Annotated in this window: 14 protein-coding genes; 10 read left to right on the top strand and 4 right to left on the bottom strand. The window is 62.9% G+C overall.

The window, feature by feature from the left end:
* Window positions 1–148: 148 nt before the first annotated feature.
* From AC07SU_RS12925 to AC07SU_RS12895, 7 genes are all read left to right on the top strand, one after another.
* Window positions 149–1,681, top strand: a complete 1,533-nt coding sequence (locus AC07SU_RS12925; RefSeq protein ID WP_176995004.1) for an MBOAT family O-acyltransferase — start codon at window positions 149–151, stop codon at window positions 1,679–1,681.
* A gap of 11 nt (window positions 1,682–1,692) precedes the next feature.
* Window positions 1,693–2,865, top strand: coding sequence for an alginate O-acetyltransferase (locus AC07SU_RS12920; protein WP_494997227.1), 1,173 nt, complete (start codon window positions 1,693–1,695; stop codon window positions 2,863–2,865).
* Window positions 2,866–2,881: 16 nt separating this feature from the next.
* The gene (locus tag AC07SU_RS12915) at window positions 2,882–3,538 is read left to right on the top strand and encodes an alginate O-acetyltransferase AlgF (protein WP_494997226.1); all 657 of its coding nucleotides are present in this window, start codon (window positions 2,882–2,884) and stop codon (window positions 3,536–3,538) included.
* A 187-nt stretch (window positions 3,539–3,725) separates the two neighbouring features.
* Complete coding sequence (locus AC07SU_RS12910; RefSeq protein ID WP_176995007.1) at window positions 3,726–5,177, top strand: mannose-1-phosphate guanylyltransferase/mannose-6-phosphate isomerase; 1,452 nt, start codon at window positions 3,726–3,728, stop codon at window positions 5,175–5,177.
* 242 nt (window positions 5,178–5,419) lie between these two features.
* Window positions 5,420–5,884 carry a multidrug transporter gene (locus tag AC07SU_RS12905; RefSeq protein ID WP_135308501.1) on the top strand — a complete coding sequence of 155 codons (465 nt, stop codon included), beginning with the start codon at window positions 5,420–5,422 and terminating at the stop codon, window positions 5,882–5,884.
* Window positions 5,885–5,898: 14 nt separating this feature from the next.
* On the top strand, window positions 5,899–6,711 hold the full coding sequence (locus tag AC07SU_RS12900) for an SDR family oxidoreductase (protein ID WP_494997225.1): 813 nt from the start codon (window positions 5,899–5,901) through the stop codon (window positions 6,709–6,711).
* Window positions 6,711–7,112, top strand: coding sequence for a DUF4440 domain-containing protein (locus AC07SU_RS12895; RefSeq protein WP_178922804.1), 402 nt, complete (start codon window positions 6,711–6,713; stop codon window positions 7,110–7,112). Before AC07SU_RS12900 ends, AC07SU_RS12895 begins: the two co-directional genes overlap by 1 nt.
* Before the next feature lie 116 nt (window positions 7,113–7,228).
* Here the strand turns inward: AC07SU_RS12895 and AC07SU_RS12890 are convergent, their stop codons facing one another.
* Genes AC07SU_RS12890 through AC07SU_RS12875 form a run of 4 tightly spaced genes read right to left on the bottom strand, consistent with a single transcriptional unit; the run spans window position 7,229 to window position 11,989 of the window.
* Window positions 7,229–8,089 carry an efflux RND transporter periplasmic adaptor subunit gene (locus AC07SU_RS12890; RefSeq protein WP_494997224.1) on the bottom strand — a complete coding sequence of 287 codons (861 nt, stop codon included), beginning with the start codon at window positions 8,087–8,089 and terminating at the stop codon, window positions 7,229–7,231.
* A gap of 10 nt (window positions 8,090–8,099) precedes the next feature.
* Window positions 8,100–8,300 carry a DUF1656 domain-containing protein gene (locus AC07SU_RS12885; protein WP_176995013.1) on the bottom strand — a complete coding sequence of 67 codons (201 nt, stop codon included), beginning with the start codon at window positions 8,298–8,300 and terminating at the stop codon, window positions 8,100–8,102.
* On the bottom strand, window positions 8,290–10,467 hold the full coding sequence (locus AC07SU_RS12880) for an FUSC family protein (RefSeq protein ID WP_494997223.1): 2,178 nt from the start codon (window positions 10,465–10,467) through the stop codon (window positions 8,290–8,292). Before AC07SU_RS12880 ends, AC07SU_RS12885 begins: the two co-directional genes overlap by 11 nt.
* A 10-nt stretch (window positions 10,468–10,477) precedes the next feature.
* Window positions 10,478–11,989, bottom strand: coding sequence for an efflux transporter outer membrane subunit (locus AC07SU_RS12875; protein WP_494997222.1), 1,512 nt, complete (start codon window positions 11,987–11,989; stop codon window positions 10,478–10,480).
* Window positions 11,990–12,171: 182 nt separating this feature from the next.
* Here AC07SU_RS12875 and AC07SU_RS12870 point away from each other — a divergent pair, with 182 nt between their 5' ends.
* The 3 genes from AC07SU_RS12870 (at window position 12,172) to AC07SU_RS12860 (ending at window position 15,438) form a co-directional block, all read left to right on the top strand.
* Window positions 12,172–13,140, top strand: a complete 969-nt coding sequence (locus tag AC07SU_RS12870) for a LysR family transcriptional regulator (protein ID WP_176995016.1) — start codon at window positions 12,172–12,174, stop codon at window positions 13,138–13,140.
* 212 nt (window positions 13,141–13,352) lie between these two features.
* Entirely contained in the window at window positions 13,353–14,327 is a 975-nt protein-coding gene (locus AC07SU_RS12865; RefSeq protein WP_494997221.1) for a 2-hydroxyacid dehydrogenase, read from the top strand.
* Between the two features lie 208 nt (window positions 14,328–14,535).
* Entirely contained in the window at window positions 14,536–15,438 is a 903-nt protein-coding gene (locus tag AC07SU_RS12860) for a chemotaxis protein CheV (protein WP_176995018.1), read from the top strand.

Here is a 15,438-nt window from a genome sequence, read left to right as displayed (position 1 = left end):
CGGCGATGGCGGCCTCAAGATCGCCATCGCCGGCAAGCCGGACTCCTACAGGAAGGTGGCGTGAATGCTGTACCGCCCCCCCGAATTTTCGTGGGGGGGTTTGGGGGGGCTCTGGCCCTTGACTGTGATTAAACATGGAGAGATCGGGATGGTTTTCTCGTCCAATGTGTTCCTGTTTCTGTTCTTGCCGATCTTTCTCGGCTTGTACTACTTGAGCGGGCAACGCTATCGCAACCTGCTGCTGCTGATTGCCAGCTATGTGTTCTACGCCTGGTGGCGAGTGGACTTCCTGGCGCTGTTCGCCGCCGTGACGCTGTGGAACTACTGGATCGGCCTCAAGGTCGGTGCAGCCGGCGTGCGCACCAAGCCAGCCCAGCGCTGGCTGCTGCTCGGCGTGGCGGTCGACCTGTGCATCCTCGGCTACTTCAAGTACGCCAACTTCGGCGTCGACAGCATCAACGTGATGATGAAGTCCATGGGCCTTGAGCCGTTCATCCTCACCCACGTGCTGTTGCCGATCGGTATCTCGTTCTACATCTTCGAATCCATCAGCTACATCATCGACGTGTACCGTGGCGATACCCCGGCGACCCGCAACCTGATCGACTTCGCGGCGTTCGTGGCGATCTTCCCGCACTTGATTGCCGGCCCGGTGTTGCGCTTTCGCGACCTGGCCGACCAGTTCAACAACCGCACCCACACCCTCGACAAGTTCTCCGAGGGCTGCACGCGATTCATGCAGGGTTTCATCAAGAAGGTCTTTATCGCCGACACCCTCGCGGTGGTGGCCGACCATTGCTTCGCCCTGCAGAACCCCACCACGGGCGATGCCTGGCTCGGCGCGCTGGCCTACACCGCGCAGCTGTACTTCGACTTCTCCGGCTACAGCGACATGGCCATCGGCCTGGGCTTGATGATGGGTTTCCGCTTCATGGAAAACTTCAAGCAGCCGTACATCAGCCAGTCGATCACCGAGTTCTGGCGGCGCTGGCACATCAGCCTGTCTACCTGGCTGCGTGACTATCTGTACATCACCCTGGGCGGCAACCGCAAAGGCACGCTGATCACCTACCGTAACCTGTTCCTGACCATGCTGCTCGGTGGCCTGTGGCACGGTGCAAACATCACCTACATCGTGTGGGGTGCCTGGCACGGCATGTGGCTGGCGATTGAAAAAGCCATCGGCCTCAACACCGCGCCACGCAGCTTCAACGTGGTGCGCTGGGCCTTCACCTTCCTGCTGGTGGTAATGGGCTGGGTGATCTTCCGCGCCGAGAACCTGCACGTTGCCGGTCGTATGTACGGTGCGATGTTCAGCTTTGGCGAGTGGTCGCTGTCGGAACTCAACCGCGCCAGCCTCACCGGCCTGCAAGTGGCAACCCTGGTGGTGGCGTACGCAACCCTGGCGTTCTTCGGCCTGCGCGATTTCTACACCAATCGCCCTGCCGAGAAGACCAAGCCGGCCGACCCGAGCCTGATCAAGGCCGTCCCGGGCGACAACCCCGGCAGCATCCACCAGCCCGGTTTCACCGTGGGCCAGGACGCCGCCGTGCAACCGGCCTACTGGACCGCTGACTGGCCACGCTACGCCATGCGCGCGGCGGTGCTGCTGCTGTTCGTGGCGTCGATTCTCAAACTGTCGGCGCAGAGTTTCTCGCCGTTCCTTTACTTCCAATTCTGAGGGAGCCGACCATGACCCGTTCATTACGCGTCCTCTATATCGGCCTGTTCCTGGTGGTGCTGCTGGCCCTGGGCGCCTGGTCGCTGCGCAGTTTCTTCGGCTTCAGCACCAATGCCGACGCCACGGTGCTTAACGGTCGCTGGACCAAAGCCGTCGAGACCCACTACGACGACGAGTTCCCGATCAAGCGCCTGGGCACCAACCTGTGGGCCGCGCTGGACTACAAGCTGTTCAATGAAGGTCGCCCTGGCGTAGTGCTGGGCCGCGATCACTGGCTGTACAGCGACGAAGAGTTCAACCCTGCCGTCAACGAAGACCAGAACCTGCAAGGCAACTACGCGCTGGTGGAAGGCGTGCGCCAGAAGCTCAAGGCCCAGGGCATCCAGCTGGTGATGGCGATCGTGCCGGCCAAAGTGCGCCTGTACCCGGAGCACCTGGGTGAGGTGAAACCGGCGAGCATCCACGCCAACCTCTACCAGGATTTCCACGCCCGCGTCGCCGCCGACAAGATCATCGCCCCGGACCTGCTTGGCCCGCTGCAACAGGCCAAGCTGGGCGGCAAGCAGGTGTTCCTGCGCACCGACACCCACTGGACCCCGGACGGCGCCGAGATCGCCGCCAAGCAACTGGCAGCGACCATTCGCGAGAAAACCCCGCTGAGCGGCGAGCCACAGCGTTTTGTCACCGAGGCCGAGAACACCGCACCGCACAAAGGCGACCTGCGTCTGTTCCTGCCCCTGGACCCGCTGTTCGAAAACCTGATGCCCCCTAAAGAGCCGCTGGAAAAACGCGTCACGCACCTGGCCGAAACCAAAGGTGACGATGCCCTGTTCAGCGACAGCGAAACCCCAGTGGCCCTGGTCGGCACCAGCTACAGCGCCAACCCCAACTGGAACTTTGTCGGTGCGCTCAAGCAAGCCCTGCACAGCGACGTGGTCAGCTACGCCGAAGACGGCCACGGCCCGATCCTGCCGATGCTCAGCTACCTCAAGAGCGACGACTTCAAGAACAGCCCGCCCCAGGTGCTGATCTGGGAGTTTCCTGAACGTTATCTGCCCGTGAACAACGAAATCGGTGATGCCGACCCCGCGTGGGTTGCGCAGCTTAAACAAGCCGGTTCGCGCCAACAGAACATGGCTATCAACACACAAAAATCCGAGACGCCCGACCGGGCGCAAAACTGAAAGAGAGGTAACTCACATGACTTTCACTACAACTCCTCGTCGTCTCGCTAAAACCCTGGCCATCGCGGCCGGCCTGAGCGTCGTATCGATGTCTGCCTTTGCCGGCGGTGACGCCGCCCTCTACGGCCCGACCGCGCCAAAAGGCTCGAGCTTCGTGCGCATCTACAACGCCAGCAACCAGGAAGTCAGCGCCACCGTCGGCGCCACCAACCTGAGCGACGTTGCGCCCCTGGCCAGCAGCGACTTCAGCTTCATGCCGGGCGGTGACTACAGCGCCAAGGTGGGCAGCCAGACCGTGCCGGTCAAGCTCGCCCCGGACCACTACTACACCCTGGTCAACAGCGGCAGCGGCCAGCCCCAGCTGATCGAAGAGCCGCCGTTCAAGAAAAAGCAGAAGTCCCTGGTGCGCGTACAGAACCTGAGCGACAAGGCCCTGACCTTGAAGACGGCTGATGGCAAGACCGACGTGGTCCAGTCGGTGGCCGCCAAAGGCCGTGGCGAACGTGAAATCAACCCGGTGAAAGTGAGCCTGGCGTTGTATGACGGTGACAAGAAAGTCGGCGATGTGAAGCCGGTTGCGTTGGAACGTGGTGAAGCGGCGGTGCTGTACGTGACGGGCTCCGGTTCGAGCCTCTCGCCGGTCTGGGTGAAACGCCCGGTGTCGACCCGCTAATGAATTCTGCAGATTGACACCGAACCTGTAGGAGCCCGGCTTGCCGGCGATGGCGTCCTCAAGGTCGCAATCGCCCGCAAGCGGGCTCCTACAAAGGGCGGTGTGCAATCGGCGACCGAGACAAAAACAAGAGTGAAACGACAAACCTTCGTAGCTCTGACCCATATCGATTCAAGGAGAAACACCCATGATCCCAGTAATCCTTTCCGGTGGTAGCGGCTCACGTCTTTGGCCGCTTTCCCGTAAACAGTTCCCTAAACAATTCCTGGCGCTGACCGGCGAGCACACCTTGTTCCAGCAAACCCTGGAGCGCCTGGTGTTCGAAGGCATGGACACGCCGATCGTGGTCTGCAACAAGGACCACCGTTTCATCGTCAATGAGCAACTGAGCGCCCGCAAGCTGGAAAGCCAGCGCATCCTGATGGAGCCGTTCGGCCGCAACACCGCGCCGGCCGTGGCCCTCACCGCGATGATGCTGGTCAATGAAGGCCGCGACGAGCTGATGCTGGTGCTGCCCGCCGACCACGTGATCGACGACCAGAAAGCCCTGCAACGCGCCCTGGCCCTGGCCACCGTGGCCGCCGAGCGTGGCGAGATGGTGCTGTTCGGCGTGCCGGCCACCCGTCCGGAAACCGGCTACGGCTACATCAAGTCCACCAACGATTCGCTGCTGCCCGAGGGCGTGAGCCGCGTCGAGCAGTTCGTGGAAAAACCCAACGAAAAACGCGCCGTCGAGTTCGTCAAAAGCGGCGGTTATTTCTGGAACAGCGGCATGTTCCTGTTCCGTGCCAGCCGCTTCCTCGAAGAGCTGAAAAAGCACGATCCGGACATCTACGACACCTGCCTGCTGACTCTGGAGCGCAGCGAGCAGACCGCCGACACGGTGTCCTTCGACGAAGCCACCTTCGCCTGCTGCCCGGACAATTCCATCGACTACGCCGTGATGGAAAAAACCCAGCGCGCCTGCGTGGTGCCACTGAGCGCCGGCTGGAGCGACGTGGGTTGCTGGGCGTCGCTGTGGGCCGTCAACGATAAAGACGCCAACGGCAACGTGAGCAAGGGCGATGTGGTGATCCAGGACAGCAAGAACTGCATGATCCACGGCAACGGCAAGCTGGTGTCGGTGATCGGCCTGGAAAACATCGTGGTGGTGGAAACCAAGGACGCGATGATGATTGCCCACAAGGACAAGGTCCAGGGCGTCAAGCAAATGGTCAACACCCTGAACGAACAGGGCCGCAGCGAGACCCAGAACCACTGCGAGGTCTACCGTCCGTGGGGCTCCTACGACTCGGTGGACATGGGCGGTCGCTTCCAGGTCAAGCACATCTCGGTCAAGCCGGGCGCGTGCCTGTCGTTGCAAATGCACCACCACCGCGCCGAACACTGGATCGTGGTCAGCGGCACCGCCGAAGTCACCTGTGACGAGAACGTGTTCCTGCTCACCGAGAACCAGTCCACCTACATCCCGATTGCCTCGGTGCACCGCCTGCGCAACCCGGGCAAGATCCCGCTGGAGATCATCGAAGTGCAATCGGGCAGCTACCTGGGCGAAGACGATATCGAGCGCTTCGAAGATATCTACGGTCGCTCCACACCGGTTGAGCGCGGCGTGTCGGTGAAAACCATCGCGCAGTAATACTGTCGTTCAAGAAGCCCCCGTCCAGCCGACTGCGTCCCCTATCCGCAGCCGGTTGGGCGGGGGCTTTTTCTTAGGGTTTTGCAGTGATGCTGAAGGCCCCATCGCAGGCAAGCCAGCTCCCACAGTTGTGGGAGCTGGCTTGCCTGCGATGGGGCCCGCCGATTCAACACTTATCTCAAGCTGACCAATCCCACCTAAGCTTACGTTAGGATGCTCGTTCCCTATTCGAGGTGGTCTCCATGTTCTTCGGCGTTCTCCTGATCATCACCTGGCTGATCCTGCTGCTGCGTTACCCCGCCAAGGCCTTGCCGGTGTCCCTCGCGGCTGCCGTGGGCCTGGGTTTCGTGGCGATCTGGGTGGTGTGGCTGGACAACCGCGAAGCCTCGCAACTGGCACGCCTGGAGCTGCGCATCACCTACGCGCCCCAGGAATGCCCCGCCGACCGTCCCCTCAAGTTGGTCCTGAACAACGGCAACGACGTGCCCCTCACCGAACTGCGCTGGCGCGTCGCCGCCTATGCGCCGGGCGATACCGTCAACCTGGCCGACAACGTCTACGCCGCGCCGCGCTATCGCGGCCCCGGTGAGCTGCAAGCCGGCGCTACCTGGGAAGACTGCCTGCCCACCCCGCCACTGCGCCCCGGCTACCGCCCGCAAACCCTGGAATTTCGTGCCGAACACCTGCAAGGTGGCTTCTCGGACTGACAAAGGATTGACCCATGCCCAACGTACTCATCACCGGCTGCTCCAGCGGTATCGGCCGCGCCCTGGCGGATGCCTTCAAGGCGGCCGGCTATCACGTGCTGACCAGCGCCCGCCGCGAAGCCGACGTGATCGCCCTCAACGACGCCGGTTTCCAGGCCGTGCTGCTCGACGTGAATGACAGCGCCGCCCTGCAAACCCTCGCCACCCAGGTGGGCGAGCTAGACGTGCTGATCAACAACGCCGGCTACGGCGCCATGGGCCCGCTGCTCGATGGCGGCACTGACGCCCTGCAACGCCAGTTCGAAACCAATGTGTTTTCCATCGTCGGCGTCACCCAAGCGCTGTTCCCGGCCCTGCGCCGCAGCAAAGGCCTGGTGGTGAATATCGGCAGCGTTTCCGGCGTGCTGGTCACCCCGTTTGCCGGCGCCTACTGCGCCTCCAAAGCCGCCGTGCATGCCTTGAGCGATGCGCTGCGCATGGAACTGGCGCCCTTTGGCGTGCGGGTCATGGAAGTCCAGCCCGGCGCCATCAACACCAGCTTCGCGAAAAATGCCGGGGCCCAGGCCGAATTGCTGATCAACGAACAATCGCCGTGGTGGCCCATCCGCGACGGCATCCGCGCACGCAGCCAGGCTTCCCAGGACAAACCCACCCCGGCCGCACAATTCGCCGCGGAGGTGCTCAAGGCCGTTCAGCAACCCCAGCCAACGCGCCTGCTGCGTGCAGGCAACGGCAGCCGGGCGCTGCCGTTGATGGCGGCGCTGTTGCCCAAAGGTTTATTGGAACGCGTGTTGAAGAAACGCTTTGGCTTGGAACGGAGTTTGTAATGATCGACTACAGCGACTTTTTTGAAGAAGTGATCCAGACCCACGTCGAGATCGAACAATGGTTTGCCGGCGTTGCGCCTGAGGGCACGTTGGAAAACCTGCTGGCGCGCTTCTCCCCCGAGTTCAGCATGGTGGCGCCCGCGACGGGGACGCGGGTCAATGCGGCCGGCGTTAAAGCGCTATTCACACGCCTGGGCGGCATGCGCCCGGGGTTGAAGATCACCTTGAGCGAAATGGCCGGGATCGACCGGCATGCGCGTGGCGCGACGGTGACTTACCGCGAGCATCAGGTGGATGACAGCGGCACCCAGACCGATCGCCGCGCCACGGTGGTGTTCGAGAAACAGGCCAGCGGCGCACTCCTGTGGCGCCACCTGCATGAAACCTTCATCAAGGCCTGACACCACCTACTGTAGGAGCCGGCTTGCCGGCGATAGCGGTGGGTCATTGACGAATCTGTTGACTGCCCTTGCGCATTCGCGAGCAAGCCCGCTCCCACAAAAGCCGGGGCCCACCATCAATTTGGTGTTGGGTTGACGATAACGGTGCAGGTGATGCCCGCCGCCAGCAATACGCCTTCCGGCACTTCATCAATGTGAATCCGCACCGGCACGCGCTGGGCCAAACGCACCCAGTTGAAGGTCGGGTTCACATCGGCCACCAGTTCGCGACTCTCGGGGTTGTCACGGTCGTAGATGCCGCGCGAGATGCTTTCTACGTGGCCCTTCAAGGTCTCGCCGCTCATGAGTTGCATGTCGGCTTTGTCACCGACTTTAACGTGAGGCAGCTTGGTTTCTTCGAAGAAGCCATACACCCAGAACGAGTTCATATCGACCACGGCCATCTTGGCCTCGCCGATGCGCGCGTAGTCACCTCGATGCACATTCAGGTTGGTGACATAACCGTCCACCGCCGCCACCACTTGGGTGCGTTTCAGGTTCAGTTCGGCCGCTTCCAGTTGCGCCAGCGCGTGCTGGTAATCGGCGAGTGCCGAGTCGGCGATGTTGCTGGCGTCGTCGCGGTTTTCCCTGGAGATCACCAGGGCGTCGAGATCGGCGCGGCGGTGGGCGTTGACCTTGCGCATCTCCCAGGTGGCTTTGCGTGATGCCACCAGTGACTGCGCCTGCTTGACGGCAATGCGGTAGTGCTCGGGGTCGATCTGCATCAGCAGGTCGCCCTTCTTCACCAACTGGTTATCGCGCACCGGCACGTCGACCACTTCACCGGTGACGTCGGCGGCGACGTTGATAATGTCGGCGCGCACACGGCCGTCGCGGGTCCACGGGGTTTCCATGTAGTGCACCCACAACGTGCGGCCAATCCAGATCGCCAACGCCAGTACCAGCAAGGTGGCGAGCAGGCTGAAAAACTTTTTCATCAGGGCATTCTCAACGGTAGACGGTCAGCGCCAGCGCGCCGAACAGACAAACGAACAGGCTCAGGCGCAGCAACGCCGGGTGCCAGAAAAAACGGTACAGGTCGTACCCGGCCAGGAAGCGGTCCACGCCCCAGGCCAGCCCTGCCGCGATCAGGAACATCAGGGTCATGGTCGGCATATAAATGCCGTGGAACGCGATTTCACGGGGCATGCGCAGCTCCTTTGAGGGCAGCGAGGGGCGATTGCGGGTCGAGCAACGAGGTGCGGATAAAGTGCAGGTAGCTTTTCACCCGGCGCAGGGCCGAGGTGTCGAAGTGCGGGGCGAAGGGTTCGTCGGTGGCCTGCACGCGGCTGATCGCATGGTCTACGGCGATCAGGCCGCGCTCCAGGTTGCTGGCGCTGGGTTGCAGGAACAACCGCACCAGCGAGCGGCCCATTACGCGGATCGCCTGGCGCCACGGCTGGGATTCGGCATACGCCGGGTGCACCGGCAGGATCGCCTGCTCCTTGCGCAGTTCGATGATCGCGTGGCCGACTTCCAACACCACGAACATCCAGCGCAGCAGGTCGCGCTGCACCTGCGGCTGGCCGACGGCGAGGCCGTAAGCCTGGTGCAGCAGGTCGCGGGTGCGGCTTTCAAAGCTCGACGCCAGGCCCTTGAGCTTGCCGCTGATGGCATACACCACCTGCTCACGCAGGTCCTGCTCCAGCCGGCGCCACAACCAGCGGCTGTTGGGCGGCAAAATGATCGCCCCCGCTGCCGCACACACCAGCATGCCGATGACCATCGCGATGTAGTCGTTGATGAAGGTGTAGGGGTTGTAGACCGTGAGGTTGTCGGGCACCGAGCCGGTGCTGAAGAAGATCAGCAGGCCCACGCCAACACCGGCGTACTGCGGGCGCGAGGCCAGGAACGAACCGAAGATGATCACCGGCGCAAGCATCACGCACAGCAGCGGGAAGCCGTCGATCCAGGGGAACACGAAGAACATTTCGACAAAGCCTACCAACGCGCCGATCAAGGTGCCGCAGGCCATCTGGAAAGCCATGCGTTTCGGGTTAGGTGTGGCGGCAGACAAGCCCACGGTGGCGGCGGCGATCAGGGTCATGGTCGCGCCGCTGGGCCAGGCCGTGGCCACCCAATAACTGCCGAGCACCACCAGAATGAATGAAGCGCGAATGCCCGACGCGGCGCAGGCCAGCCAGTTGGTCTTGGGGATAAAGGTTTCGTCCCACTGTTCGCGTTCGTGGCTGTGGTCGGCCAGTGATGCATGGGTTTGCGCGTAGTTGTGCAGGTCGTCGACAAAGCGGTAAAGCAGCTCGTAGGCGGTGTGGAAATCCAGCTGCTCGGCTTCGCTGGGGTCGCCTTCCTGGAAGGCCGTGCGCAGGGCACGCACCTTGGCGGGCAAGCCGTCCTTGTAGGCGCTGAGTTGGGCCACCAGCCTTGCGGCGTCGGGGCTGGTGAGGGCGCGGCCGGAAAAACCATCGAGCAGTTCGGCCAGGTCCTGCAACCCCGGTTTGATCGCGGCGACCACGTGATCCGCCGCATCGGCGCGCAAGCGTTCGAGCAACTGGTGCAAGGCGTTGAAGCGCGTGGTGATGCTCATGAATTCGCTGTTCAAGCGGCTGAGCCGGCCATTGCGCCGACGCATGTGCGGGTCTTCAAACACCGTGACACTGCGCAGCCCTTCCAGGCCCACAGCTTCAGCGATAAAGCGCACGTTGCTGGCCTCGAAGCCCTCGCGCTGACTGCGCCCACGCAAGCCATCGGTGACGAACAGCGCGAACACGCCAAATCGCTGGTACAAGGCGTTGCGCATCGCGGCGCTGGAGGTTTGCGGCAGGATCGCGGCGCTGACCAGCGTGGAGCACAGGATCCCCAGGGAAATTTCCAGCACGCGCCACACCGCCGCCATGAACGCGCCGTCCGGATGGGCCAACGCCGGCAAACCAACCATCGCCGCCGTGTAGCCCGCCAGCACAAAACCATAGGCGCGGAAGTTGCGGTTGCGTGTTGCGCCAGCGGTGCAGATACCCACCCAGATCGCCAGTGCGCCGAGGAACAGCTCGGTGTTTTGCGCAAACAAGGCGATCAAAAACACCATCACCGCCGATCCCGCCAGGGTGCCGAGGAAGCGATAGAAGCTCTTGGCGAACACCTGGCCGCTCTGGGGCTGCATCACGATGAACACGGTGATCATCGCGGTACGCGGTTGCGGCAACTCCAGGCGCATGGCCAGCCACAGCGTGAGGAACGCGGCGATCAGCACCTTGAAGATATACACCCAGGTCACGCCGTCGCTGCGTGCCCAGTCGAAAAAGCCACGGCGCCACTCAAGGGAATGCAGCCAGCGCAGCGGTGCAGGCAAGGGAGTCATCGACACCTACTCAGTGATCAAACACGGCCAGCGCCGCCGGGGTCTTGCTCGGGAGCGTCTTGGCGTCCTGCGGCACATCGTTGCCAGCACCCAGGCCACCGCCGAGGGCGGTGACCAGTTCGGCATGGGCACTCAGCCGTGCGGCCTGCACTTGCTGCTCGATCTGTTGCTGATGGAACAGCAAGGTCTGGGCGTTCAGCACATTGAGGTAATCGGTGAGGCCGCGCTGATAGGCGATCATCGCGATGTCGTAGGTTTTCTGCGCCGAGGCCACCGACTGCGCGGCGAAGGAAGCTTGCTTGTCCATCGATTCGCGGCGGATCAACTGGTCGCTGATGCCCTTGAGCGCATTGACCAGGGTTTGGTTGTACCTGGCGACGGCAATGTCATAACCCGCGCTGGCTTCGCCCAGTTCGGCACGCAGGCGGCCGCCGTCGAAGATTGGCAAGGTGATCGCCGGGCCCACGGTGTAGTTGAATTTCTTGCCGGCCAGGAATTCCAGCATGCCGCCGCCAGTGGCCATGTAGCCCAGACTGCCGACCAGGTCGACGTTGGGGTAGAAACCGGCATGGGCCACGTCGATGCCACGGGCCTGGGCCGCCACTTGCCAGCGGCTGGCGACCACGTCCGGGCGTTGGCCGAGCAGTTGCGCGGGCAGGCTCGATGGCAATTTCAGCGGGGCAGCCAGGGCCAGTGTCGGGCGCTGCAAGTGCGCGCCCTCCCCCGGCCCCTTGCCGGCCAGCGCCGCCAATTGGTTGCGGCTCAAGGCGATTTCTTCGTCGAGGGCGTCCAGTTGGCGATGGGTTTCCGGCAACGGGGTCTCGGCCTGGCTGACGTCGAAGTGGGTGCCGATCCCGGCGTTCAGGCGTTTGTTGGCCAGGTCCAGGATCTGCTGTTGCTGGGCCAGGGTGGCGGCGACGATGTCGCGGTTGGCGTAGTGCAACGACAACTGGATATAGGCGCGCACCACGTTGTTCTGCAGCTCGAGCTGGGCCTGGCGCGCTTCGGCGACGCTCATGTGCGCCAGGTCGACGGCGCGCTCGGTGGTGTTACTTTCGCGGCCCCACAGGTCCAGGGCGTAGCTCAGGCCCAGGGACGCATTGTTGTCCCAAGTGTTGGCACCGCTGAGTTCACCCGGGCCGTAGAACTGATCTTTCGGCCAGTTGTGGCGCTTGAGGGTAGTGTCGCTGTTGACCTGCAACGACTCGGCCGACTCGGCAACACCGGCCATGGCGCGCGCCTGGCGTACGCGGGCGGCGGCCATGGCCAGGCTCGGGCTGTTTTGCGTGGCGAGGTCGACCCAGCGGTTCAGTTGCGGGTCGCCGTAGGCTTGCCACCATTGCGCGGTGGGCCAGCGGGCATCGCGGGCGGCGCTCTGGATCGCTTCGTCGGTGGCCAGGGTATTGGCGCTGAGGGCCTGGCCTTGGGGGGCGATTCCTCCGGTTCCGATGCAGCCGCTGATTGCTAACGATAAGGCCAAAACACTGAGAGTCTTTAGCTCTCTGCTAATGCGAAGCGGCACGGCACGCGTATTCCTGAGAGGGTGGAGCGGGAAAGGTGGCGCAATTCTAGGCGGCGGCATGGAGGACGATAAGCTGGCATTCCTGTGAATCTTTGTTACCGTTCAGGCGATAATCCGTTGGTAGGGATCACTGGACGGCGTAACTTTCTGTCACAATTTGTTATCTCCCCTGAGAACACTCCATGGACACTTTGCAAAACATGCGCGCCTTCAGTTGCGTGGCCGAAGCCGGCAGCTTCACCGCCGCCGCCGTGCAACTGGACACCACCACGGCCAACGTCTCGCGCGCGGTCTCCAACCTTGAGGCCCACCTGCAAACCCGCTTGCTCAACCGCACCACCCGCCGAATCGCGCTGACCGAGGCTGGCAAGCGCTATTTGCTGCGCTGCGAGCAGATCCTGGCCTACGTCGAAGAAGCCGAGGCCGAAGCCAGCGACGCCCACGCGCGCCCGGCCGGGCAGTTGAAAGTGCACACCATGACCGGTATCGGCCAGCATTTCGTCATCGACGCCATTGCCCGCTACCGCCGCACTCACCCCGACGTGACCTTCGACCTGACCCTGGCCAACCGCGTGCCGGACCTGCTCGACGAGGGCTACGACGTGTCCATCGTGTTGGCCAGCGAACTGCCGGACTCAGGGTTTGTGTCCCAGCGCCTGGGCATCACCTACAGCATCGCCTGCGCCTCGCCGGACTACGTCAAGGCCAAAGGCTGCGCGCAACGCCCGCAAGACCTGCTCAACCACGCCTGCCTGCGCCTGGTGAGCCCGGTGATCCAGCTGGACAAATGGACCTTCAACGGCCCCGAAGGCCAGGAAAGCGTGGCGATCAACACCTCGCCGTTCCTGGTGAACTCCGCCGATGCGATGAAAACCGCGATCACCAGCGGCATGGGCGTCGGCCTGTTGCCGGTGTACGCGGCCATCGAAGGTTTGCGCAACGGCACGCTGGTGCGGGTGATGCCAACCTACCGCTCGCAGGAACTGAACCTGTACGCCATCTACCCGTCGCGCCAGTACCTGGATGCGAAGATCAAGACCTGGGTGGAATACCTGCGCGGCTCGCTGCCGGAAATCCTCGCGGCGCACCAGGCGGAGTTGGCCGCCTATGAACTGAGCGGCGGCCTCGGCGGCGTGCGCATGGCCACCTGATTTTTATCAGGTAACCGAATTCAAATGTGGGAGCTGGATTGCCTGCGATAGCATCAACTCGGTCTGACTGACGCACCGAGTTGTCTGCATCGCAGGCAAGCCAGCTCCCACATTTTGAGCAGTGTTCACATTGGTTCAGCGGTGTCCTGACAACTCTGGATAAGAATGTTAGCGTGCTTGGCATTCTCCCGTAGTCGATGAGCCCGCCTGCAATGAAAAAGACTGTTCTCGCCTTCAGCCGTATCACCCCGCCAATGATCGAACGCCTGCAACAGGAATTCGAGGTGATCGTGCCCGACCCCAAGCGCGGGGACATCAACGCTCAATTCAATGAAGCCCTGCCCCACGCCCACGGACTGATCGGCGTCGGCCGCAAGCTGGGCCGCGCGCAACTGGAAGGTGCGAGCAAGCTGGAGGTGGTGTCCAGCGTGTCGGTGGGCTACGACAACTACGACGTGCCCTACTTCAACGAGCGCGGGATCATGCTCACCAACACCCCCGACGTGCTCACTGAAAGCACCGCCGACCTGGCCTTCGCCCTGCTGATGAGCAGCGCGCGCCGGGTGGCCGAGCTGGACGCCTGGACCAAGGCCGGCCAGTGGAAAGCCAGCGTCGGCGCACCGCTGTTTGGCTGCGATGTGCACGGCAAGACCCTGGGCATCGTCGGCATGGGCAATATCGGCGCCGCCGTGGCCCGACGTGGGCGCCTGGGCTTCAACATGCCGATCCTGTACAGCGGCAACAGCCGCAAGACCGCGCTGGAGCAGGAGCTGGGCGCGCAGTACCGCAGCCTGGAGCAACTGCTGGCCGAGTCGGATTTCGTGTGCCTGGTGGTGCCGTTGAGCGAAAAAACCCGCCACCTGATCAGCACCCGCGAGCTGGGCTTGATGAAGTCCAGTGCGATCCTGATCAACATTTCCCGTGGCCCGGTGGTCGATGAACCGGCGCTGATCGAAGCCTTGCAGACCCAGCGCATTCGTGGCGCCGGGCTGGATGTGTACGAGCAGGAGCCGTTGGCGGAGTCGCCGCTGTTCCAACTGAGCAACGCGGTGACCCTGCCGCATATCGGTTCGGCGACGAACGAAACCCGCGAAGCCATGGCCAACCGCGCCCTCGCCAACCTGCGCAGCGCCTTGCTGGGCGAGCGTCCGCAGGATCTGGTGAATCCGCAAGTCTGGAAGGGCTGACCCATACCTCTTTTGGAATGGGGTTTATGTGGGAGCTGGCTTGCCTGCGATAGCATCACCTCGGTGCAACTGAAAGACCGAGGTGCCTGCATCGCAGGCAAGCCAGCTCCCACACATATCTATTCCGCCACAAAATCCGGTTAAAGCCTGGCTTTTCCAAGTCGATAACTCTGTATAGATCGTCATCCCTGATCCACAGAAGGTTTTTATGTCCACCACCAAAGCCCGCGCAGATTCACTCTCGCTTCTGCTCTTTACCTTGCGCAGCGGCAAGCTGATGGCGATCAACCTGCTGAAAGTCAGCGAAATCATCCCCTGCCCACCCCTGACCCGGCTGCCGGAATCCCACCCGCACGTCAAAGGCATCGCCACCCTGCGCGGCGCCTCACTATCGGTGATTGACCTGAGCCGTGCCCTGGGGGAAATGCCCCTGCAGGACCCCGACGGCGGCTGCCTGATCGTCACCGACGTGAGCCGCTCCAAGCAGGGCCTGCATGTGCAGGCGGTGAGCAAGATCGTGCACTGCCTGACCACTGACATTCGCCCACCGCCCTATGGGTCCGGTGGCAACCGTGCGTTCATCACCGGTGTCACCCAGGTGGAAGGCGGGCTGGTGCAGGTGCTGGATATCGAAAAAGTTATCCACGGCATCGCACCGGCACCGATTGAAGCGGCGCCCACCGACCTGACCATGGAAGAGGCGGAAGTGCTGGGCAATGCGCGGATCCTGGTGGTGGACGACAGCCAGGTCGCCCTGCAGCAATCGGTGCACACCCTGCGCAACCTCGGCCTGACCTGCCACACCGCCCGCAGCGCCAAGGAAGCCATTGATGTGCTGCTGGAGCTGCAAGGCACGGTGGAGCAGATCAACGTGGTGGTGTCGGACATCGAGATGTCTGAAATGGACGGCTATGCCCTCACCCGCACCCTGCGCGAGACCCCGGATTTCAAGGACCTCTACGTGCTGTTGCACACCTCCCTGGACAGCGCGATGAACAGCGAGAAAGCCCGCCTGGCCGGGGCCGATGCGGTGCTGACCAAATTCTCCTCGCCCGAGCTGACCAAGTGCCTGGTGGTCGCCGCCCAGACTGTGGCGCAGAAGGGCCTGTAA

This window comes from Pseudomonas sp. GW821-FHT05H12 (assembly GCF_059419385.1).
The sequence above is the reverse complement of the archived record's forward strand: the minus strand, read 5'-3'. Positions and strand labels throughout refer to the sequence as shown.